This is a genomic window from Pseudonocardia sp. (assembly GCF_025965585.1).
Taxonomy (GTDB): Bacteria; Actinomycetota; Actinomycetes; order Mycobacteriales; family Pseudonocardiaceae; genus Pseudonocardia.
Window position 1 is genome coordinate 22,663 of the sequence record NZ_JAOPWR010000064.1, and the last position, 16,666, is coordinate 39,328.

The window sequence follows — 16,666 nt, forward strand, 5'->3', positions numbered from 1 at the left end:
GACAGATCGGTTCCGCACCATGCGTGGAAGGTCGATGACGGAGAGCGATATAACTGGCAAGATTATCGCGCTGGGTAACATCCTTGCGAGGTGAACGACTCCTCTGGCGTGGATCTCAGCACACCTCGCGGCTTCGACGGACCGACTGCACCGTTGTCGCGCCCCACCGACCACGCCCGCCGGGCGGTGCGGACGGCTGGGACGCTGCTCGCCGCCCTGGCCGTCGTCGTGGCCGTCCCGGTCGGTGTGATCGCGGCTCTCTCCGACGGCGGCGGCGCCGGTGCCGGCGTGATGGCCGGGATCGCCACGCTCGTCTCGTGCTGGACGCTCCTCGGCCTCGGGGTCATCTGGTGGCGCCGCCACCTGGCCCTCGTCGACCGGCAGCGCTGGGCCGACGAGTGGGCGAGGGTGGAGCCCCGCTGGAGCGGCCGCTACTGACGCGCGTCGGGCCCCGGCACGACCGAGCCCTCGATCACCGGGTGGGCGCCACCGCTGCGGGCGCTCGCCGACGCACCGGCCGGGACGTCGCCCGGCACCACGTCGCCGTCGATGATCGTGCTGCCGGTGCGGATGCGCGCCGTGCGCAGGCCGGGCGAGCGCTGCTCGGCCGCGCGCACCAGCCGCCTGCGCACCACCGCGCGCACGGGCGGGACGAGCAGCAGGAGGCCGGCCACGTCGGTGACCAGACCCGGGACGAACAGCAGCACCCCGGCCCCGGCCACGAGCAGGCCGTCGGTGAGCTCGACGTGCGCGACCTGCCGGTCGGTGACGGCCCGCGCGAGGGCCTGAGCGGCACGCACCCCCTCCCGGCGGGCGAGCATCAGGCCGAGCAGGGAGCTCGCGAGGAGCACGAGCAGCGTCCACCCGAGCCCGATCGCCGAACCGAGGGCGACGAGCGCGACGATCTCGACCACGAGGTACAGGAGCACGAACGGCATGTCCGTCCAACGAACGAGATGCCGTCCGTGCTCCCGTCATCGCATAACGGGTGGGTCACCAGGTGAGCGCGAGCCCCGGATCCGTCAGCAGCGCCCCCACGTCGGCGAGGAAACGCGAGCCCTGCTCGCCGTCGACCAGTCGGTGGTCGAACGACAGCGCGAGCTGGCACACCGTGCGCACGGCCAGCTCGCCGTCCACCACCCAGGGCGTCGGCTTGATCGCCCCGACGGCCAGGATCGCCGCCTCGCCCGGGTTGAGGATCGGCGTGCCGGTGTCCACACCGAACACCCCGACGTTCGTGATCGTGAACGTGCCGCCCACCAGGTCGGCCGGGGGCGTCCTCCCGGACCGCGCGGTGGCCGTCAGCTCCCCGAGCGCGGCGGCGAGCTCACGCAGGGTGAGCGTGTCGGCGTCGCGCACCTTCGGCACGATCAGCCCGCGCGGGGTGGCCGCCGCGATCCCGAGCTGGACGCGGTCGTAGTAGACGATCTCGCCTGCCGCCTCGTCCCAGTGCGCGTTGACCTCCGGCGTGCGTCTCGCCGCGAGGCACACGGCCTTGGCGACGAACGCCAGCGGCGTCAGCTTGACGTCGGCGTACTCGCGGGTGGCGCGCAGCCGCTCGCGCAGGGCCATCGACTCCGAGATGTCGATCGCGAGGAACTCCGTGACGTGCGGGGCGGTGAACGCGCTGCTCACCATGGCCGCGGCCGTGGCCTTGCGGACCCCGCGGATCGGCTCGCGGCGCACCCCGCCGGGCGCGACCGGGGCCGCCACGGGCTCGGGCGTGGCCACGTGGGCCTGGACGTCCTCGCGGGTGATCACACCGTCGGGCCCGGACGGCGTGACGGCCCGCAGGTCCACGCCGAGGTCACGGGCCAGCTTGCGCACGGGGGGCTTGGCGAGCGGGACACGCCCGTTCGCGACGCCCTGATCATCGGTTCGGGACGCGGAACCGGAGGAGGCGCGGTCGGCGGTCCCGAGCCGGGCGTGATCATCGGTTGGGGACGCGGAGCCGTGCTGGACGCCGTTCCGGGTCCCGACCGGCTGATCACGGACCGGCGGCGTCACCGGCGGGGCCGCCACCGCTGAGGCCGCACCGGTGGAGGCAGCACCAGCCGGGGCCGCACCGGCAGAGGCGGCACCGGCAGAGGCGGCACCGGCAGTGGCGGCACCGGCGGCAGCGGACGTCCCGGCGGGGGCGGCCGTCCCGGTGGCAGCAGGCGTCCCGGCGGGGGCGGCCGCGCGGCGGGGGCGGCGGGTGACCGAGCCGGCGCGGGGGCCGTAGCCCACCAGTGTGGCGATGCGGCCGTCCTTGCCGGCCTCGCCGATCTTGGCGCCCTTCTCCTCGTCGTCGGGGGCGGCCGGCGGCGCGGCGGGGGCGGCCTCGGCCGTCTCGATCGCGATGATCGGCGACCCCACCTCGACGGTCTCACCCGTCTTCACCAGCAGGTCCACCACGGTGCCCGCGTAGGGGCACGGCAGTTCGACGGCGGCCTTTGCCGTCTCTATCTCGCAGATCACCTGGTTGACGGTGACGGTGTCACCGGGGGCGACGTTCCACGTGAGCACCTCGGCCTCGGTGAGGCCCTCGCCGACGTCGGGCATCGCGAACTCGCGGCGCATGCCGGTCACCACGCCAGCGAGCGGTCGACGGCGTCCAGTACCCGGTCGAGGTCGGGGAGGTACTCGTCCTCGCACTTCGACGGCGGGTAGGGGGTGTCGAACCCCGTGACGCGCAGGACGGGCGCCTCCAGCGAGTGGAAGCACCGCTCCTGCACCTTGGCGGCCACCTCGGCGGCCACCGACACCTCCGACGGCGCCTCCGCGACGACGACGAGCCGGCCTGTGCGGCGCACCGAGTCGTACACGGGCCCGAGGTCCAGCGGGGAGAGCGTGCGGAGGTCGATCACCTCGAGGTCCTGGCCGTCGGCCTCGGCGGCGGTGGCGGCCTCCAGGCAGGTCTTGAGCACCGGGCCGTAACCGACGAGCGTCAGCGCGGAGCCGGGCCGGACCACACGGGAGGTGTGCAACGGCTGGGACTCCAGGTCGAGGTCGACCTCCGCCTTCTCCCAGTACCGCCGCTTGGGCTCGAAGAAGATCACGGGATCGTCGCTCTCGATGGCCTGCTGGATCATCCAGTAGGCGTCGCTCGCATTCGAGCAGGCGACCACCTTCAGGCCCGCGACGTGCGCGAACAGCGCCTCGGGCGACTCGCTGTGGTGCTCGACCGCGCCGATGCCGCCGCCGAACGGGATGCGCACCACCACCGGCACGGGCACCCGGCCCTGCGAGCGGAAGTGCAGCTTCGCGAGCTGGGAGACGATCTGGTCGTAGCCGGGGAACACGAAGCCGTCGAACTGGATCTCACAGACGGGCCGGAAGCCGCGGATCGCGAGACCCACCGCGGTGCCGATGATGCCGCTCTCGGCGAGCGGGGTGTCGAGCACGCGCTGCTCACCGAAGTCCTTCTGCAGCCCGTCGGTCACGCGGAAGACGCCGCCGAGCTTGCCGACGTCCTCGCCCATGACCAGGACCTTGGGGTCGCGCTCCATCGCGGCGCGCAGGCCGTCGTTGAGCGCCTTCGCCATCGTCAGCGTCGCCATATCAGACGTCACCCTCGAACGACGCGTGGTAGGCGAGGTACGCCTCGCGCTGCTCCTCGAGGACCGGGGACGGCTCCGCGTAGACCTCCGAGAACATCCGATCGGGGGCGGGTGGCGGCATGTCCACGCAGAACCGGCGGAACCGCGCGGCCAGCTCGTCGGACTCGACCTGGATCCCGTCGAAGAACTCCTGCCCGACGCCGTGTTCGCGCACGAGGTTCACGCGCACGCGCTCGATGGGGTCCTTGAGCTTCCACAGCTCCAGCTCGTCGGCGAGCCGGTAACGGGTGGGGTCGTCGGAGGTGGTGTGGGCGTCCATCCGGTAGGTGAACGCCTCCACGAGCACCGGACCGTTGCCCGTGCGGCACTCCTCCAGCGCCCAGCGCGTGACGGCGAGGCAGGCGAGCACGTCGTTGCCGTCGACGCGGATGCCGGGGAAGCCGTAGCCCTTCGCGCGCTCGTAGAGCGGCACGCGGGACTGGCGCTCGGTGGGCTCGGAGATGGCCCACTGGTTGTTCTGGCAGTAGAAGACGACCGGCGCGTCGTAGACGGCGGCCCACACGAAGCCCTCGTGCACGTCGCCCTGGCTGGTGGCGCCGTCGCCGAAGAAGCAGATGGTGGCCTCGGCGGCGTCGCCGTCACCCACCTTGCCCTCGAACTTCTGGCCCATCGCGTAGCCGGTGGCGTTGAGGCACTGGTTGCCGATGACGATCGTGTACAGGTGGAAGTTCGTGGCCTTGGGGTCCCAGCTGCCGTGGTCGGTGCCACGGAAGATGCCGAGCAGCTCGGTGGGGTCGACGCCGCGCGTCCAGGCCACGCCGTGCTCGCGGTAGGACGGGAACGCCATGTCCTGCGGCGCGAGCGCCCGGCCCGCGCCGATCTGCGCCGCCTCCTGGCCGAGCAGCGGCACCCAGATGCCCAGCTGGCCCTGGCGCTGCAGCGCGTTGCCCTCGCGGTCGAAGCGGCGCACCAGCACCATGTCGCGGTAGAGGGTCTGCAGCGTGGCGAGGTCGACGTCCTCGGCGTAGGGGTCGAACCGCTGGTCGGGCACCCGGACGCCCTCGGGGGTGAGGAGCTGGACGAGATCGGCGCCGCCCTCGTCGGTGGCCTTCAGTCCGGCGACGACGTGATCGCGGCTGGGTGTGGCGGCGGTGGTGGCGGACGTGGCGGGCGTCCAGGACTGGGGTACGGACACGGGGACCTCCTCGTGCTCGGCGGACCCGCGCCCGGTTCGTGGCCGGCGCGGGCTACTCGGCCGCGCCCAGAGACTCCCGGGTGAAGGAGCCGTGGACGCGGCGTTCCTCCGCATCCTGGCACGTGGCACCCGCCCGGGGCAGCGCTGCGCCCGCCCGACCCGCAGACGCGTCCGGCCCGCCTCGCGGGGAGGCGGGCCGGACGGTGGAGCCTGGGGTGGCTAGGGCTGGACGGCGCCGGGGGAGGGCTTGCGGTACTCCGGCGCCGTGCCCAGACCGGACGCGCCGGGGCCGTGGCCGTTGCCGGCCGCAGCGTGGCCGGGTGCCGGGCGGATGCCGGCGGCGCTCTTCGCCTTCGACGCCACCCCGCTGATCTGGCCCGAGTACTTCCCCTTCGTCTGCCTGTCGAGGAACTGGGCGGCCTGGTCGACGTACTTGGCCGCCTTGTCCGGGTTCTTCTTGGCATACCGGCGGGCGGCCTCGGCCGCGGTCGCGAGGGTGGCCAGCTTGCGGAACAGGGGCATTGCAGTCCTCCGTCGTGGGTGATCTCAGGGATACCAACGCGCCGATGGCGCCTCGTGGTTCCTGGGTACCCACCGTAGGCCCGGATGGCACACTCGCCTCGAAAAGGACCACGCAGGGAGATGACATGCAACGGTGACCCACGATCGGGCGTACGAAAGGCGGCAAGGTGGCAGCATCCCCCGTTGATCTGCTCGTGCGTGCCGTTCACCAGGGCATGACCCGATGCGAAGTGACCTGATCCGGCCTCGCGCGATCGTGCGTCAACGATCGCCTCCCGGCAGTCGCGCGGAATACCCGAGCTCCGGGACGAAGCCGTGGACCAGCGCCGCGACGGACGTCGGAGGGGTGAGGACCACGAGCTCCCCGCCCGGACGGGGCACGGGATCGCGCCAGCCGTCGAAGGTGAACGCGAGCAGCCGGTCGTGCAGCACGAGCCGCGGGCCGTCGTGCAGGACGACCGTGCCGTCGGGCAGGCCGGAGGACGGGGCCGTCCACGGACGACGGTCGGACGCCCGTTCCAGCCCGCCGCCGCGGCGCAGCCGTTCGACCGCGAGCAACCGGTTCAGGTCGCCGGCGCGGACCGGCTCACCCCGGGCGGCGGACACCGCGTCGAGGTAGGAGCGGTAGTCCGCGTACCGGCACTCCCCGCACGGGCGGTGGCCCGCCGCGAGTGCGACGGCGTCGTCGAGGAAGAACAGGGGCGTCCACCGGCCGGGACGGGCGAGACCCACCCGGCGGCCGCGGAACGCCGTGACGCACGTGATCCACAGGGTGCCGCGGTGGTGGCGGACGACGCGCTCGTCGGCGTCCACGAGGCAGCCGCGGTTGCCCGTGAACAGCCCGCGCGCCGCCACCGCGTGCAGGTCCCCGAAGGGATCGACCCGGTTGCGGCGCGGCACGCCCGCAGGTTAGTGCGGCGGCCCTAGGCCGTCAGGCACTTGCAGACCGGTAGTTCGGGCGCGCCCGAGTGCGGGCACATCGGCTGCCCCGAGAGCAGCAGGTCCAGGCGCCGGGCCAGCGCGTCGATGCCGAAGTGGGCGCGGGCGATGGCCTCGTTGTGGTCGAGCAGCCCCTCGTCCGGATCGTCGAGGAACGCCTTCAGCCGGGCGGGATCGCGGGCGTCGAACCAGCGGAAGCCGAACGCCTCCAGCTCGCGCGCCACGGGGAAGTCGCCGACGGCGATGGGCTTGCGGTGCAGCGCCGACTCGATCAGCGGCAGCCCGAACCCCTCCCACGACGACGGCAGCGCCACCGCGTCGCAGGCCGCGTAGGCACCGGGCATCTGGACCCCGAACGGAAGCCGCCGGCGGACCGCGACCCCACCGGACCGCAGCACCTCCATGAGCTCGGCCTGGTAGCCGTCCTCGGCGGGACCTGTGAGCCAGTAGGTGCCGCCGACCGCGGCCGTCAGCGCCAGCCCGAGGTCGATGCCCTTGCGCGCGATCGCCCGCGTCGGCTGCAGCACGAGAGGCTCGTCGCCCACCTTCAGCCGCCTGCGCACGGCGTCGCGCTGCTCGGGGCAGGGCCGCTCGTCGAAGCCGTGGTAGATCGTGGTGGCGGGGATGCCGCGGCGCTCCTCGAGCGAATGCCTCGCCAGCTCGTTGATCGTGACGTGCCGCCACGCCGGGTCGTCGGGGGGCCAGGTCATGAACCCCGCGTACTGCGCGCGCTCCCACGGCAGGTCGTGGTGGCGCAGCACGGCCGGGCGGCCGCGCAGGTAGCCGGCCACCGCCTCGCCGACTCCCCTGTTCATCGGCAGCGAGCAGACGTTGTCGACCACCACGAAGTCCACGTCGTCGAGCGCCGCCGCGAGCTCGCGTCGCGTCGGAGGTCGGCGCGACTCCAGCGCCAGGCTCCTGATCAGCACGTCCGGGCGCCCGTCACCGGCCACCGTCCGCACCCGTACCCCCAGCCGGCGCAGCGCGCGGACCCATTGGCCGGCCGTCACGGATACGCCGTCCGCCATACCGAGGCGATAGGACAGGATCGCCGCCCGCCGCCCGAACAGGTTCGACATGAGCGCATGGTCCGCCGCCGATGTTGTGCTGGGATGAACGGCGCGTTGCCGGGGCCGTCGTCATCTCCGCTGATGAAACGGACGTCTGGAGCGCAACGGACGAGCGCACCGGAACGATGCACGTGCTGTGAACCGACTACATCTCGCCGCCACCGCCGTCGCGGGCGCCCTGGTCCTCGCCGTCTCGGCCGTGGCCTGTGGCACGGTGGAACCCGCCGCCCGGCCTGCGCTCTCCGCGGCGATGGCCGCCACCACCGCGCCCACGACCGCCCCCACGACGTCCGCCACCACCGCGCCGACCTCCGCGCCGGTGACGGCCACCGCCGAGCCGGTGGTCGAGCCCGCCATGGCCGTGCCGTCGGCACCTCCGGCCCGTCGCGTGCCCGTGACGACCCGCGCCGCCGCGCCGAAGCCCGCGCGGACCGTCGCCCCCGCTGCACCCAAGCCCGCCCCGAAGCCGGCACCGAAGCCGCTGCCCGTCGCGTCGGCGGCGAGCGGCTGCAACAGCAACTACACGCCGTGCGTGCCGAACGACCCGAAGGACGTGGACTGCCAGGGTGGATCCGGTAACGGCCCGTCGTACGTGGAGGGCCCGGTGACGGTCACCGGCACCGACGTCTACGGCCTCGACGCCGACAAGGACGGCATCGGCTGCGAGTGACGGCCGCATCCGGCCGGCCTGCCCCACTCACGCGACGCGCTCCGCTGCCTGACGGAGCGCGGGGAGCGTCCGTGATCGCGCTCCACCGCATGTCATGGTCCCGCGGCGGGACGCGCTGTGCGGTCCGCAGCGATCATGAGCAGTGGGGCAGCCGCCGCGCCGGCCGTGATCAGCCCTCGCCGCACCTCACGATCCTGCCCAGGGCGGTGGCGTGCGGTTGACGGTGATCATGCGCGGCCGGCGGCCCTCGTCCAACCATGATCACCACCCGCCGCACCGCACCGCCCGTTCGAGAGGTGTCGGAGTGCGGCCGGCAGCGATCTCGTGCGTGATCGGCCGGCCGTCAGCGCGGCAGGCGCCCCATCAGGAAGAACTCCGGATTGGGGCGCAATGCGGTCAGGTGGGCGAGCCGGTTCGACATGGCGAACAGCGCCGTGATCGCGCCGACGTCCCAGATCTCGTCCTCCGACAGGCCGGCGAGCCGTGCGTCGTCGAGCTCGGCCTCGGTGAGCGCGGCGGAGTCGGCCGCGATGAGCAGCGCCAGGTCGACGATGGCGCGCTCGCGCGGGCTCAGCTCCACCCCGTAGGGGTTGGTGGCGACGCGATCGGCGATCTCCGGGTCCTTGGTGCGCACCCGCAGGATCGCGCCGTGGGCCACCACGCAGTACGTGCAGTTGTTGGCCCCGGACGTGGCCACGACCACCAGCTCGCGCTCGGCCTTGCTCAGCCCTTCGGACGACTCCATCAGCGCGTCGTGGTAGTCCAGGAAGGCCCGCAGCTCGGCCGGACGGCGCGCCAGCGCCCGGAACACGTTGGGCACGAAGCCCGACTTCTCCGCGACGGCGCCGATCCGCGCCTTCAGGTCGGCGGGCATGTCCTCGAGCTCGACGTGGCCGAATCGGCTCACCGGGTGGTCGGTCATGGCCACGACGTTAGGCCGTGTCCCGTGGATCATCCAGCCGGTATGCGGCATGGACCCACGGGACGCGGCCGAGCTGCGGGGACGCCGCGATCAGGCGCCCGCCTGGCCCACCGGGGCGGCCTGCATCCGGGACGCCGGAGCGGCCAGCATCGGCACGACGCGAGCGTTCTGCGCCGGGGCGCGGCCGCGGATCACCAGCGCCGACGCCCGCTGCAGCACGCTCAGCAGGGTGGGGGCGCCGTCCGGGCGCTCACCCGGGGCCACAGCCGCGATCATCCGCGGGGCCACCGCTGTGAGCAGGAGACGCTCCACCCCGAGACGGGGCGCACCGAGCACCACCACGACATCCGCGCTGTCCGCCGCCGGGACCTCCGCCAGGAGAGCGTCGATCGGGGTGAAGCTCGCCAGCCCGAGCGCCGAGGGGCCGTGCTCACCGAGCGTGCCCCAGGCCGTCGCGAGGCGAGGGGCGCAGTCGGAGAGGCTGCGCAGCAGGTCGGCCTGACGGGCCTCGTCCTGCTGCTCCCGGCGGGCGCCGCCGAGGGCCTCGACGGCCCGGAGGTAGCCGGCCAGGTCACGGGCGCGCAGGGCGGCCACGGCGTCGCGGTGCTCTGGCGACATGGCGTCGGCCGGGCAGTGGCGGGCGAGCTCGGAGGCCATCCGCTCGAGGCGGGCGTGGGCCTCGTCGCTGGACCCGTGCTCGGCGTAGTCGAGGATCGCCCGGGCCACCTGCTCCGCCGTGTCGACGTCCGGCACGGAGAGCGGGGAGTCGGCGGCGATGAACAGCACGTCATGACGCAGCGCCCCGACCGACCGCGCGGCAGCGGCCACGCGCACCAGGCCGTCCGCCAGGGCGTTCAGCTCGGCTTCGTTGCGCGGGGCCGCGATGCCGGTCTCGGCGCAGCTCGCGTCGATGCGGGAGAGGCGCTCGCCGACCTCGATGTGGTCGATGACGCGGACGATGTCCTGCTCGGTCTCGGGGATCCGGCCGCCCACGCGCAGCATGCGCAGGATCGGCTGGACCGACCGCTGCAACGGCGAGCGGAAGTAGGGGCGCGAGCGGCCGCCCGACTCGAGGTACTCGCGGTAGCGGCGCAGGATGTCGGCCGATCCGGGCTGGAGCGGCGCCCCCACCTGCACCGCGGGCGCCTGCCGGGTGCGGTCGAGCGCGGTCACCGACTGCGCGGTGTCCTCCAGCATCTGGTCGAACACGGGGCGGTGCCGCCCGTAGATGAGGTCCGACAGCAGCGTCCAGGCCCAGCCGCCGACGTCGCGCCGGGGCATCCCGCTGAGCGAACGGTCCACGCAGCGGGCCACCGAGGTGACGGCCTCGCGGCGCTCGGACTCGAGGTCGCCGAGCAGCGACGGGATCAGCCCCGCCCCGGACGCGGACGCGGCGCGGCGACCGGCGAGCGTGCACAGCCGCGCCACCTCGTGGACGTCCGGGAGGAACGCGGGGTCGGGCAGCACCTGACCACCGCGCGAGCGGCGCGCGGGGGTGGACATCACCAGCAGGGTGCGCAGCTCGCGGATCTCGCCGGGCGTCAGCGCGGGGAGCTGGTCGACCACGCGGTCGAGGACCTCGGCGGGCAGGCTGTGCCGGACCTCCGCCAGCTCGGCGACGGTGGACCCGGTGACGACCACGCGTCGGCCGTCGGCCAGGAGCGACGACACGGCGGCGGCCACGGCGGCGGCGTCGAAGTCCTCGAGGACCACGAGGCCGTTGCTACGCATGGCCGACACGACCGAGCCGGCGTCCTCGGACGGCCTGCGCGGCGGTGGCGGGAGCTCCGACACGGACGCGGCGAGCGACTCGGCGAGGCGGCGCAGCCCGGGCGGCGAGTAGCCGCCCGCGATCACCTTCCGGATCGCCCGGCGGGCGAGCGTGGTGGGACGGTCCGATCCCGCGGCCGCGAGACGGTCGACGAAGACGGCGAGATCGGCGTCGTCGCCCTTGTCGGCTGCCGCCGGTCCGACATGCAACACCCTCGTCACCTCCGCCAGCCGACGCCCAAGTGGCGACGGTCACCCTTCGTATCGCTGCTGCCCACAGAATGTTGCACCCCAGGAGGGCGTACCGGCAATCGCCGAAGGCCTGAACGGTCACTCTCAGCGGTGTCTGGTCACCCGTACGAGTGAACCACCATGTGAACAGGCGGTGTCACGCAGCGAAGAGTGCACGACACGCCCAGGCGGGCCACCCCTCTCGGCGAGCGGTCCTATTGCAGCGACGAGCGGTCGATTCAGCTGCGGACGGCCTCGTCGGCCACCGGCTCGGGCATCGGCCTGATACGGTCCGAGCCCTCGTCGGCGTGGTAGTCACCGGGGCGCGTGGCGTCGACACCCTCGGCGACGCGCCCCGCCCGGAGGCCCAGTGTGACGATGATCGCCACGACCAGGTTCACCACGAGCGCAACGAAACCGACGTAGATCTGCACCGCTGATCCCGCGAACGGGTGCCAGCCGAACACCGTCAGCTTGGCCAGCGCGAGCGCCGAGCCGCCGAAGTGCAGCTTGCCGTTGGCCGGGTTGGGGATGATGTAGAGCAGGTAGAGCCCGTAGGCCATACCGACGACCCAGCCCGCCACCAGTGCCCACCGGTGCAGCCAGCGCGTGTAGAGCGCGATCGCCACCGCGGGCAGTGTCTGCAGGATGATCACGCCGCCGATGAGCTGCAGGTCGATGGAGAACTGTGGGTCGATGAGCAGCACGAACAGCACCGCCCCGAACTTCACCACGAGCGAGGCCAGCTTCGCCTGGCGCGCCTCCTGCCGCGGCGTGGCGCCGCGCCGCAGGTACTCCTTGTAGATGTTGCGCGTCCACAGGTTCGCCGCGGCGATGGACATGATCGCAGCCGGCACGAGCGCGCCGATGCCGATGGCCGCGAACGCGATGCCGGCGAAGAGCGACCCGAACTGGGTGTCGAACAACACCGGGATGATCGTGTTGGTGTCCGGGCGGCCGGTGGCGTTGTTCGTGATCGGCTTCGTGCCGGCCGCGACCGCGACATAACCCAGGAGCGCCAGCAGGCCCAGCAGCAGCGAGTATGCCGGCAGCGCCATCATGTTCCGCTTGATCACGTTGCGGCCGCGCGAGGCCAGGATGCCCGTCACCGAGTGCGGATAGAGGAACAGCGCGAGCGCCGACCCGAGCGCCAGGGTGATGTACTGCAGCTGGTTGTCGGCGTTGAGCAGCACGCCGTCGCTCGGAGCCGGCGTGGCGTCGAACTTCGCCTTGGCCGAGCCGAAGATCGACTCCCAGCCACCCAGCTTCGTCGGCAGATAGATCACGGCCACCAGGATCACGATGTAGATCAGCAAGTCCTTGACGAACGCGATCAGCGCGGGCGCCCGCAGGCCGGACTGGTACGTGTAGACCGCCAGCACGACGAACGCCACGAGCAGCGGCAGGTGGCCGAGGATGCCGCTGCCGTTGAGGCCCATGGTGCGCAGCACGGCCTCGAGGCCCACGAGCTGCAGCGCGATGTAGGGCATGGTCGCCACGAGGCCGGTGATCGCCACCAACAGCGCGAGGATCGACGAGCCGTAGCGGCCGCGCACGAAGTCGGCCGGCGTCACGTAGCCGTGCACCCGCGACACCGACCACAGCCGTACCACCGGCAGGAACACCAGCGGGTAGAGCACCACGGTGTAGGGCAGCGCGTAGAAGCCGACGGCACCGGCGCCGAACAGCAGCGCGGGCACGGCGACGAACGTGTAGGCGGTGTAGAGGTCACCGCCGACGAGGAACCACGTGACCCACGAGCCGAACCTGCGCCCGCCCAGGCCCCACTCGTCGAGATTGTCCAGCGAGGACCCGCGCTGCCAGCGCGACGCCACGAAGCCCAGCACCGTGACCGCCACGAACAGCACGGCGAACACGACCAGCTCGGTCCACTGGATCATCGGACGCTCCCCTCGTCCAGCTCGTCGACCTCGGCGGCGGTGCCGGGCGCGACCCGCTCGTTCGGGTCACGCGTCTTCAGGTAGACGATCGCCACGCAGATCACCCCGACCGGGACCCAGGCGAACTGGGACCAGTAGAAGAAGGGCATCCCGAACAGACGGGGCTCCACCGTGTTGAACCACGGCGTGACGAGCATGAGGAAGGGGACGAGGAGCAGCAGGTTCCACGCGTTCCAGCGCAGGCCCTCCCCCTCGTCGCTCTCATCGGGTGTCGACTCTGACATGCGTGCTCCCGCTGGATCGCAGCGATCGTGGACGGGGCGATGGTAGGTCGCCGAGCGCGGAATGTCCCCGATCGGACGACGCGATGTGGTCACGACATCTCCGGGTGGTGACCGGGCAGCCGATGATCATCGGTTCGGGACGCCGAGCGGTGCTCCGCACGGCCACGGGCCCGTCGGACGATCTTGTGAGCGGGTGGCAGCCGGCGATCACGTCGGTCCGGACACACCTCCGGCCCGCCGCGAACGGTCGCGACGGGCCGGAGGGGACGAACGGGTGCTACATGCCGAGGCGCAGCTTGAGGGACTCGAGCTCGTCGCGCATCGAGGTCGGCAGCTTCTCGCCGACCTTGTCGAACCACTCCTCGATCAGCGGGATCTCGGCCTTCCAGGCCTCGATGTCCACCGACAGGACCTCGTCGACGTCGGCGACAGGCGTGTCGAGGCCGTCGAGGTCGATCTGGTCGGACGTGGGCACGTAGCCGATGGCCGTCTCGGTGGCGGCGGCCTTGCCCTCGATGCGCTCGATGACCCACTTCAGCACGCGGGAGTTCTCACCGAACCCGGGCCACAGGAACCGGCCGTCCTCGCCCCGGCGGAACCAGTTGACGTAGAAGATCTTCGGCAGCTTGTCGGCGTCGGCGCCCTTGCCGACGTTGACCCAGTGCTGGAAGTAGTCGCCGGCGTTGTAGCCGAGGAACGGCAGCATCGCCATCGGGTCGCGTCGGACCTCGCCGAGCCCGCCCTTGGCCGCCGCCGTCTTCTCCGACGACATCGTGGCGCCCATGAACGTGCCGTGCTGCCAGTCGCGGGACTCGGTGACCAGCGGAACCGTCGTCTTGCGGCGCCCGCCGAAGAGGATCGCCGAGATCGGGACGCCCTTGGGGTCCTCCCACTCGGGCGCCACGACGGGGCACTGCGAGATCGGCGTGGTGTAGCGCGAGTTCGGGTGCGCGGCGTTGAAGTCCGAGTCCGGCGTCCAGTCCTGGCCGGTCCACGACCTCAGGTGCTTGTGTGGTTCGTCCCCCCCGCCCGGACCCTCGAGACCCTCCCACCAGACGTCACCGTCGTCGGTCAGGGCGACGTTCGTGAAGAGCGAGTTGCCCTTCTCGATGGTGCGCATGGCGTTCGGGTTGGTCTTCCAGTTGGTGCCGGGCGCGACACCGAAGAAGCCGTACTCGGGGTTGACCGCGTAGAGGCGGCCGTCCTCGCCGAAGCGCATCCAGGCGATGTCGTCACCGACCGTCTCGGCGCGCCAGCCGGGGACGGTCGGCTGCAGCATCGCGAGGTTGGTCTTGCCGCAGGCCGACGGGAACGCGGCCGCGACGTAGTACGCCTTCTCCTCGGGGGAGATCAGCTTGAGGATCAGCATGTGCTCGGCGAGCCAGCCCTCGTCGTGGGCCATCACCGAGGCGATGCGCAGCGCGTAGCACTTCTTACCCAGGAGCGCGTTGCCGCCGTAGCCCGAGCCGTAGCTCCAGATCTCGCGGGTCTCCGGGAAGTGGGAGATGTACTTGGTCTCGTTGCACGGCCACGCGACGTCCGCCTGGCCGGGCTCCAGCGGGGCGCCGACGGAGTGCAGGGCCGGCACGAAGCGGTCGCCCGCGGGGCCGTCGAGCAGCGGGAGCACCGAGGCACCCATCCGGGTCATGATCTTCATCGACGCGACGACGTACTCGGAGTCGGTGACCTCCACACCGAGGAAGGGCTGCTCGGCGTCGAGTGGCCCCATGCAGAACGGGACGACATACATCGTCCGGCCGCGCATGCAGCCCCGGTACAGCTCCGTCATCGTGGCCTTCATCTCGGCCGGGTCCATCCAGTTGTTGGTGGATCCGGCGTCCTCCTCGAGGACGGAACAGATGAAGGTGCGCTCCTCGACGCGGGCGACGTCGTCGGGGTCGGAGGCGGCCCAGAAGGAGTTGGGCTTCGTCTCCTCGTTGAGCTTGACGAACGTCCCCGCCTCCACGAGCTGGGACGTGACGCGGTCCCACTCCTCGTCGGAGCCGTCGCACCAGACGATGCGCTCGGGCTGGGTGAGCTCCGCGACCTCGCGGACCCAGGACAGCAGCCGCGCATTCTCGGTCGGGGCTTGGTCGATCCCTGGCACGGTTGCTGCAGTCATATCGTCCTCACTTCTGGCCGGCGCCCCGGCCGCGGGGAATGCTGCGCACACCCGAACCGTCCTGGCCGGGTGTGCAGGTGAAAGATGAGATCCGACGGTACAGGCGGCCCGCCTCCATCCCCACCACCGGCAACTGTCGATTGACTCACAAGACCGATCATGTAATCGATTCAGAAAGCGCGTAAGCGTTTTCCCGACGCAATTCGGCGAGACGGCCGCCACACGTGACGAGCGCCGCAGGCGCCAGGGACGGACCGTCCGTTCAGCGGCTGGACCTCGCCGGGGTCGCCGTGACCGGACTCGCGGTCGGCCGTGACCGGCAGACCCACGGAGCCGCGACGCGCCCGCGATGTCGATCATGAGCTCGGCGGGTATCCAACTCGCCGTCCGGGTACCCGACGGAGTGGTCGGCGCCGGCGATCGCGCGGCAGCCGGGCGGGGCGGCACCACGGATGCGGAGATGGCGTCACCGACGATGACGAGGAGCTCGGGAACGGTGTGCAGGCGGAGCAGCCCGGCGGCCTCGCCCTGCGGCGCCGCGGAGGTGGCGGTCACGGCCGGCGATATCGCTGCGTCCTGCGGAAATCGGCCTGACCAGCGTAAAATCGACATTACGTCCACAGCCGGGAGGCCTTGATGAGTGCAACCGCCCTGTACGTCACGTTGCTCGTGGTGGCGATCGCTCTCACGTTCCTGGTCGGGCGGCTCCTGGTGACGGCAGGCGAGCCCTTCCTGCAGGAGGTGTTCCATGACCGGTCGGTCACCCGGTCGGTGAACCTGCTGCTCTCGGTGCTGTTCCACCTCATCACCCTCGGCGTGCTCGCCATCATCTCCGTCGTCGACCTGACCTTCGCCAGCCCGCTGCAGACGTTCGTCGCGCGGCTCGGCGTGGTGCTGCTGATCCTGGGCGTCGCCTACGGCATCTCGATGCTCGTGCTCATCCGGGTGCGGGAGCGCCGCCGGGCCGACGACATCTCCGAACACGTGTCGGAGCGGCTCGCCGAGCGCGGCGTCGACACCCGGCCGCCGTCGGAGCAGCTCGCGCCGCCCGCCTACCCCGAGACCACCACCCGACCGGCCACACCGAACCAGCCCTGACGAACGGCACACTCACCGGGTGACCCTGCGCCTGCCGTCGCCCTGCCTGGTGGTGCTGGTGGGCCCGGTGGCGTCGGGCAAGTCCACGTGGGCCGCCGAGCACTTCCCGTCCGGCGCGGTGGTGTCGAGCGACCGGCTGCGCGCCGTCATCGGGGCGGGCGAGGACGACATCGCTGCCAGTGACGACGCGTTCGCGCTGCTGGACGAGATCGTCACCCGCCGCGTGGCGCGCGGCCTCACCACCGTGATCGACACGACCGGCCTCGACGCCGGACGCCGCGCGCGGTGGCGCGACCTGGCCCGCTCCCGAGGGACGGCCTGCGTCGCCGTCGCATTCGACACGCTCGCCGCGGAGTGCCGGGCCCGCAACCGCGCCCGGGCGCACCCCGTGCCGGCCGCC

16 protein-coding genes are annotated in these 16,666 nt (G+C 72.2%); 4 read left to right on the top strand and 12 right to left on the bottom strand.

Features of this window, described 5'->3' with window-relative positions:
• The first annotated feature begins 90 nt into the window (after positions 1 to 90).
• Entirely contained in the window at positions 91 to 438 is a 348-nt protein-coding gene (locus tag JWR81_RS03975) for a hypothetical protein (protein ID WP_297646674.1), read from the top strand.
• Here the strand turns inward: JWR81_RS03975 and JWR81_RS03980 are convergent.
• From JWR81_RS03980 to JWR81_RS04010, 7 genes are all read right to left on the bottom strand, one after another.
• On the bottom strand, positions 432 to 938 hold the full coding sequence (locus JWR81_RS03980; protein WP_297646676.1) for an FxsA family protein: 507 nt from the start codon (positions 936 to 938) through the stop codon (positions 432 to 434). The two genes, JWR81_RS03975 and JWR81_RS03980, sit on opposite strands and share 7 nt — an antisense overlap.
• A gap of 55 nt (positions 939 to 993) precedes the next feature.
• Positions 994 to 2,562, bottom strand: a complete 1,569-nt coding sequence (locus JWR81_RS03985) for a dihydrolipoamide acetyltransferase family protein (protein ID WP_297646677.1) — start codon at positions 2,560 to 2,562, stop codon at positions 994 to 996.
• A gap of 5 nt (positions 2,563 to 2,567) precedes the next feature.
• On the bottom strand, positions 2,568 to 3,542 hold the full coding sequence (locus tag JWR81_RS03990) for an alpha-ketoacid dehydrogenase subunit beta (RefSeq protein WP_297646679.1): 975 nt from the start codon (positions 3,540 to 3,542) through the stop codon (positions 2,568 to 2,570).
• Between the two features lies 1 nt (position 3,543).
• Complete coding sequence (pdhA, locus tag JWR81_RS03995) at positions 3,544 to 4,737, bottom strand: pyruvate dehydrogenase (acetyl-transferring) E1 component subunit alpha (protein ID WP_297646681.1); 1,194 nt, start codon at positions 4,735 to 4,737, stop codon at positions 3,544 to 3,546.
• Between the two features lie 219 nt (positions 4,738 to 4,956).
• Positions 4,957 to 5,259 (bottom strand): antitoxin, encoded by a 303-nt coding sequence (locus tag JWR81_RS04000; protein ID WP_367278725.1) that lies wholly within the window; start codon positions 5,257 to 5,259, stop codon positions 4,957 to 4,959.
• 261 nt (positions 5,260 to 5,520) lie between these two features.
• Complete coding sequence (locus tag JWR81_RS04005; protein ID WP_297646683.1) at positions 5,521 to 6,159, bottom strand: hypothetical protein; 639 nt, start codon at positions 6,157 to 6,159, stop codon at positions 5,521 to 5,523.
• Positions 6,160 to 6,182: 23 nt separating this feature from the next.
• On the bottom strand, positions 6,183 to 7,277 hold the full coding sequence (locus JWR81_RS04010) for a glycosyltransferase family 4 protein (RefSeq protein WP_297646685.1): 1,095 nt from the start codon (positions 7,275 to 7,277) through the stop codon (positions 6,183 to 6,185).
• Between the two features lie 127 nt (positions 7,278 to 7,404).
• Between JWR81_RS04010 and JWR81_RS04015 the strand changes: the two genes are divergently transcribed.
• A complete protein-coding gene (locus tag JWR81_RS04015; RefSeq protein WP_297646687.1) occupies positions 7,405 to 7,938 on the top strand; it encodes a hypothetical protein in 534 nt (177 codons plus the stop codon).
• Between the two features lie 343 nt (positions 7,939 to 8,281).
• Here JWR81_RS04015 and JWR81_RS04020 read toward each other — a convergent pair whose 3' ends face one another.
• The 5 genes from JWR81_RS04020 to JWR81_RS04040 form a co-directional block, all read right to left on the bottom strand.
• Positions 8,282 to 8,860, bottom strand: coding sequence for a peroxidase-related enzyme (locus tag JWR81_RS04020; protein WP_297646689.1), 579 nt, complete (start codon positions 8,858 to 8,860; stop codon positions 8,282 to 8,284).
• Positions 8,861 to 8,950: 90 nt separating this feature from the next.
• Complete coding sequence (locus JWR81_RS04025; RefSeq protein ID WP_297646691.1) at positions 8,951 to 10,843, bottom strand: hypothetical protein; 1,893 nt, start codon at positions 10,841 to 10,843, stop codon at positions 8,951 to 8,953.
• A 257-nt stretch (positions 10,844 to 11,100) separates the two neighbouring features.
• The gene (gene mctP, locus JWR81_RS04030) at positions 11,101 to 12,762 is read right to left on the bottom strand and encodes a monocarboxylate uptake permease MctP (protein WP_297646693.1); all 1,662 of its coding nucleotides are present in this window, start codon (positions 12,760 to 12,762) and stop codon (positions 11,101 to 11,103) included.
• Positions 12,759 to 13,046: a DUF3311 domain-containing protein gene (locus JWR81_RS04035; protein ID WP_297646695.1), complete on the bottom strand. Its 288-nt coding sequence runs from the start codon at positions 13,044 to 13,046 to the stop codon at positions 12,759 to 12,761. Before JWR81_RS04035 ends, mctP begins: the two co-directional genes overlap by 4 nt.
• Positions 13,047 to 13,323: 277 nt before the next feature.
• The gene (locus JWR81_RS04040; RefSeq protein WP_297646697.1) at positions 13,324 to 15,168 is read right to left on the bottom strand and encodes a phosphoenolpyruvate carboxykinase (GTP); all 1,845 of its coding nucleotides are present in this window, start codon (positions 15,166 to 15,168) and stop codon (positions 13,324 to 13,326) included.
• 636 nt (positions 15,169 to 15,804) lie between these two features.
• Here JWR81_RS04040 and JWR81_RS04045 point away from each other — a divergent pair.
• Both JWR81_RS04045 and JWR81_RS04050 read left to right on the top strand, forming a co-directional pair.
• Positions 15,805 to 16,266: a hypothetical protein gene (locus JWR81_RS04045; RefSeq protein WP_297646699.1), complete on the top strand. Its 462-nt coding sequence runs from the start codon at positions 15,805 to 15,807 to the stop codon at positions 16,264 to 16,266.
• Between the two features lie 19 nt (positions 16,267 to 16,285).
• The coding region (locus JWR81_RS04050; RefSeq protein WP_297646701.1) for an AAA family ATPase at positions 16,286 to 16,666 on the top strand (381 nt) is incomplete at its 3' end.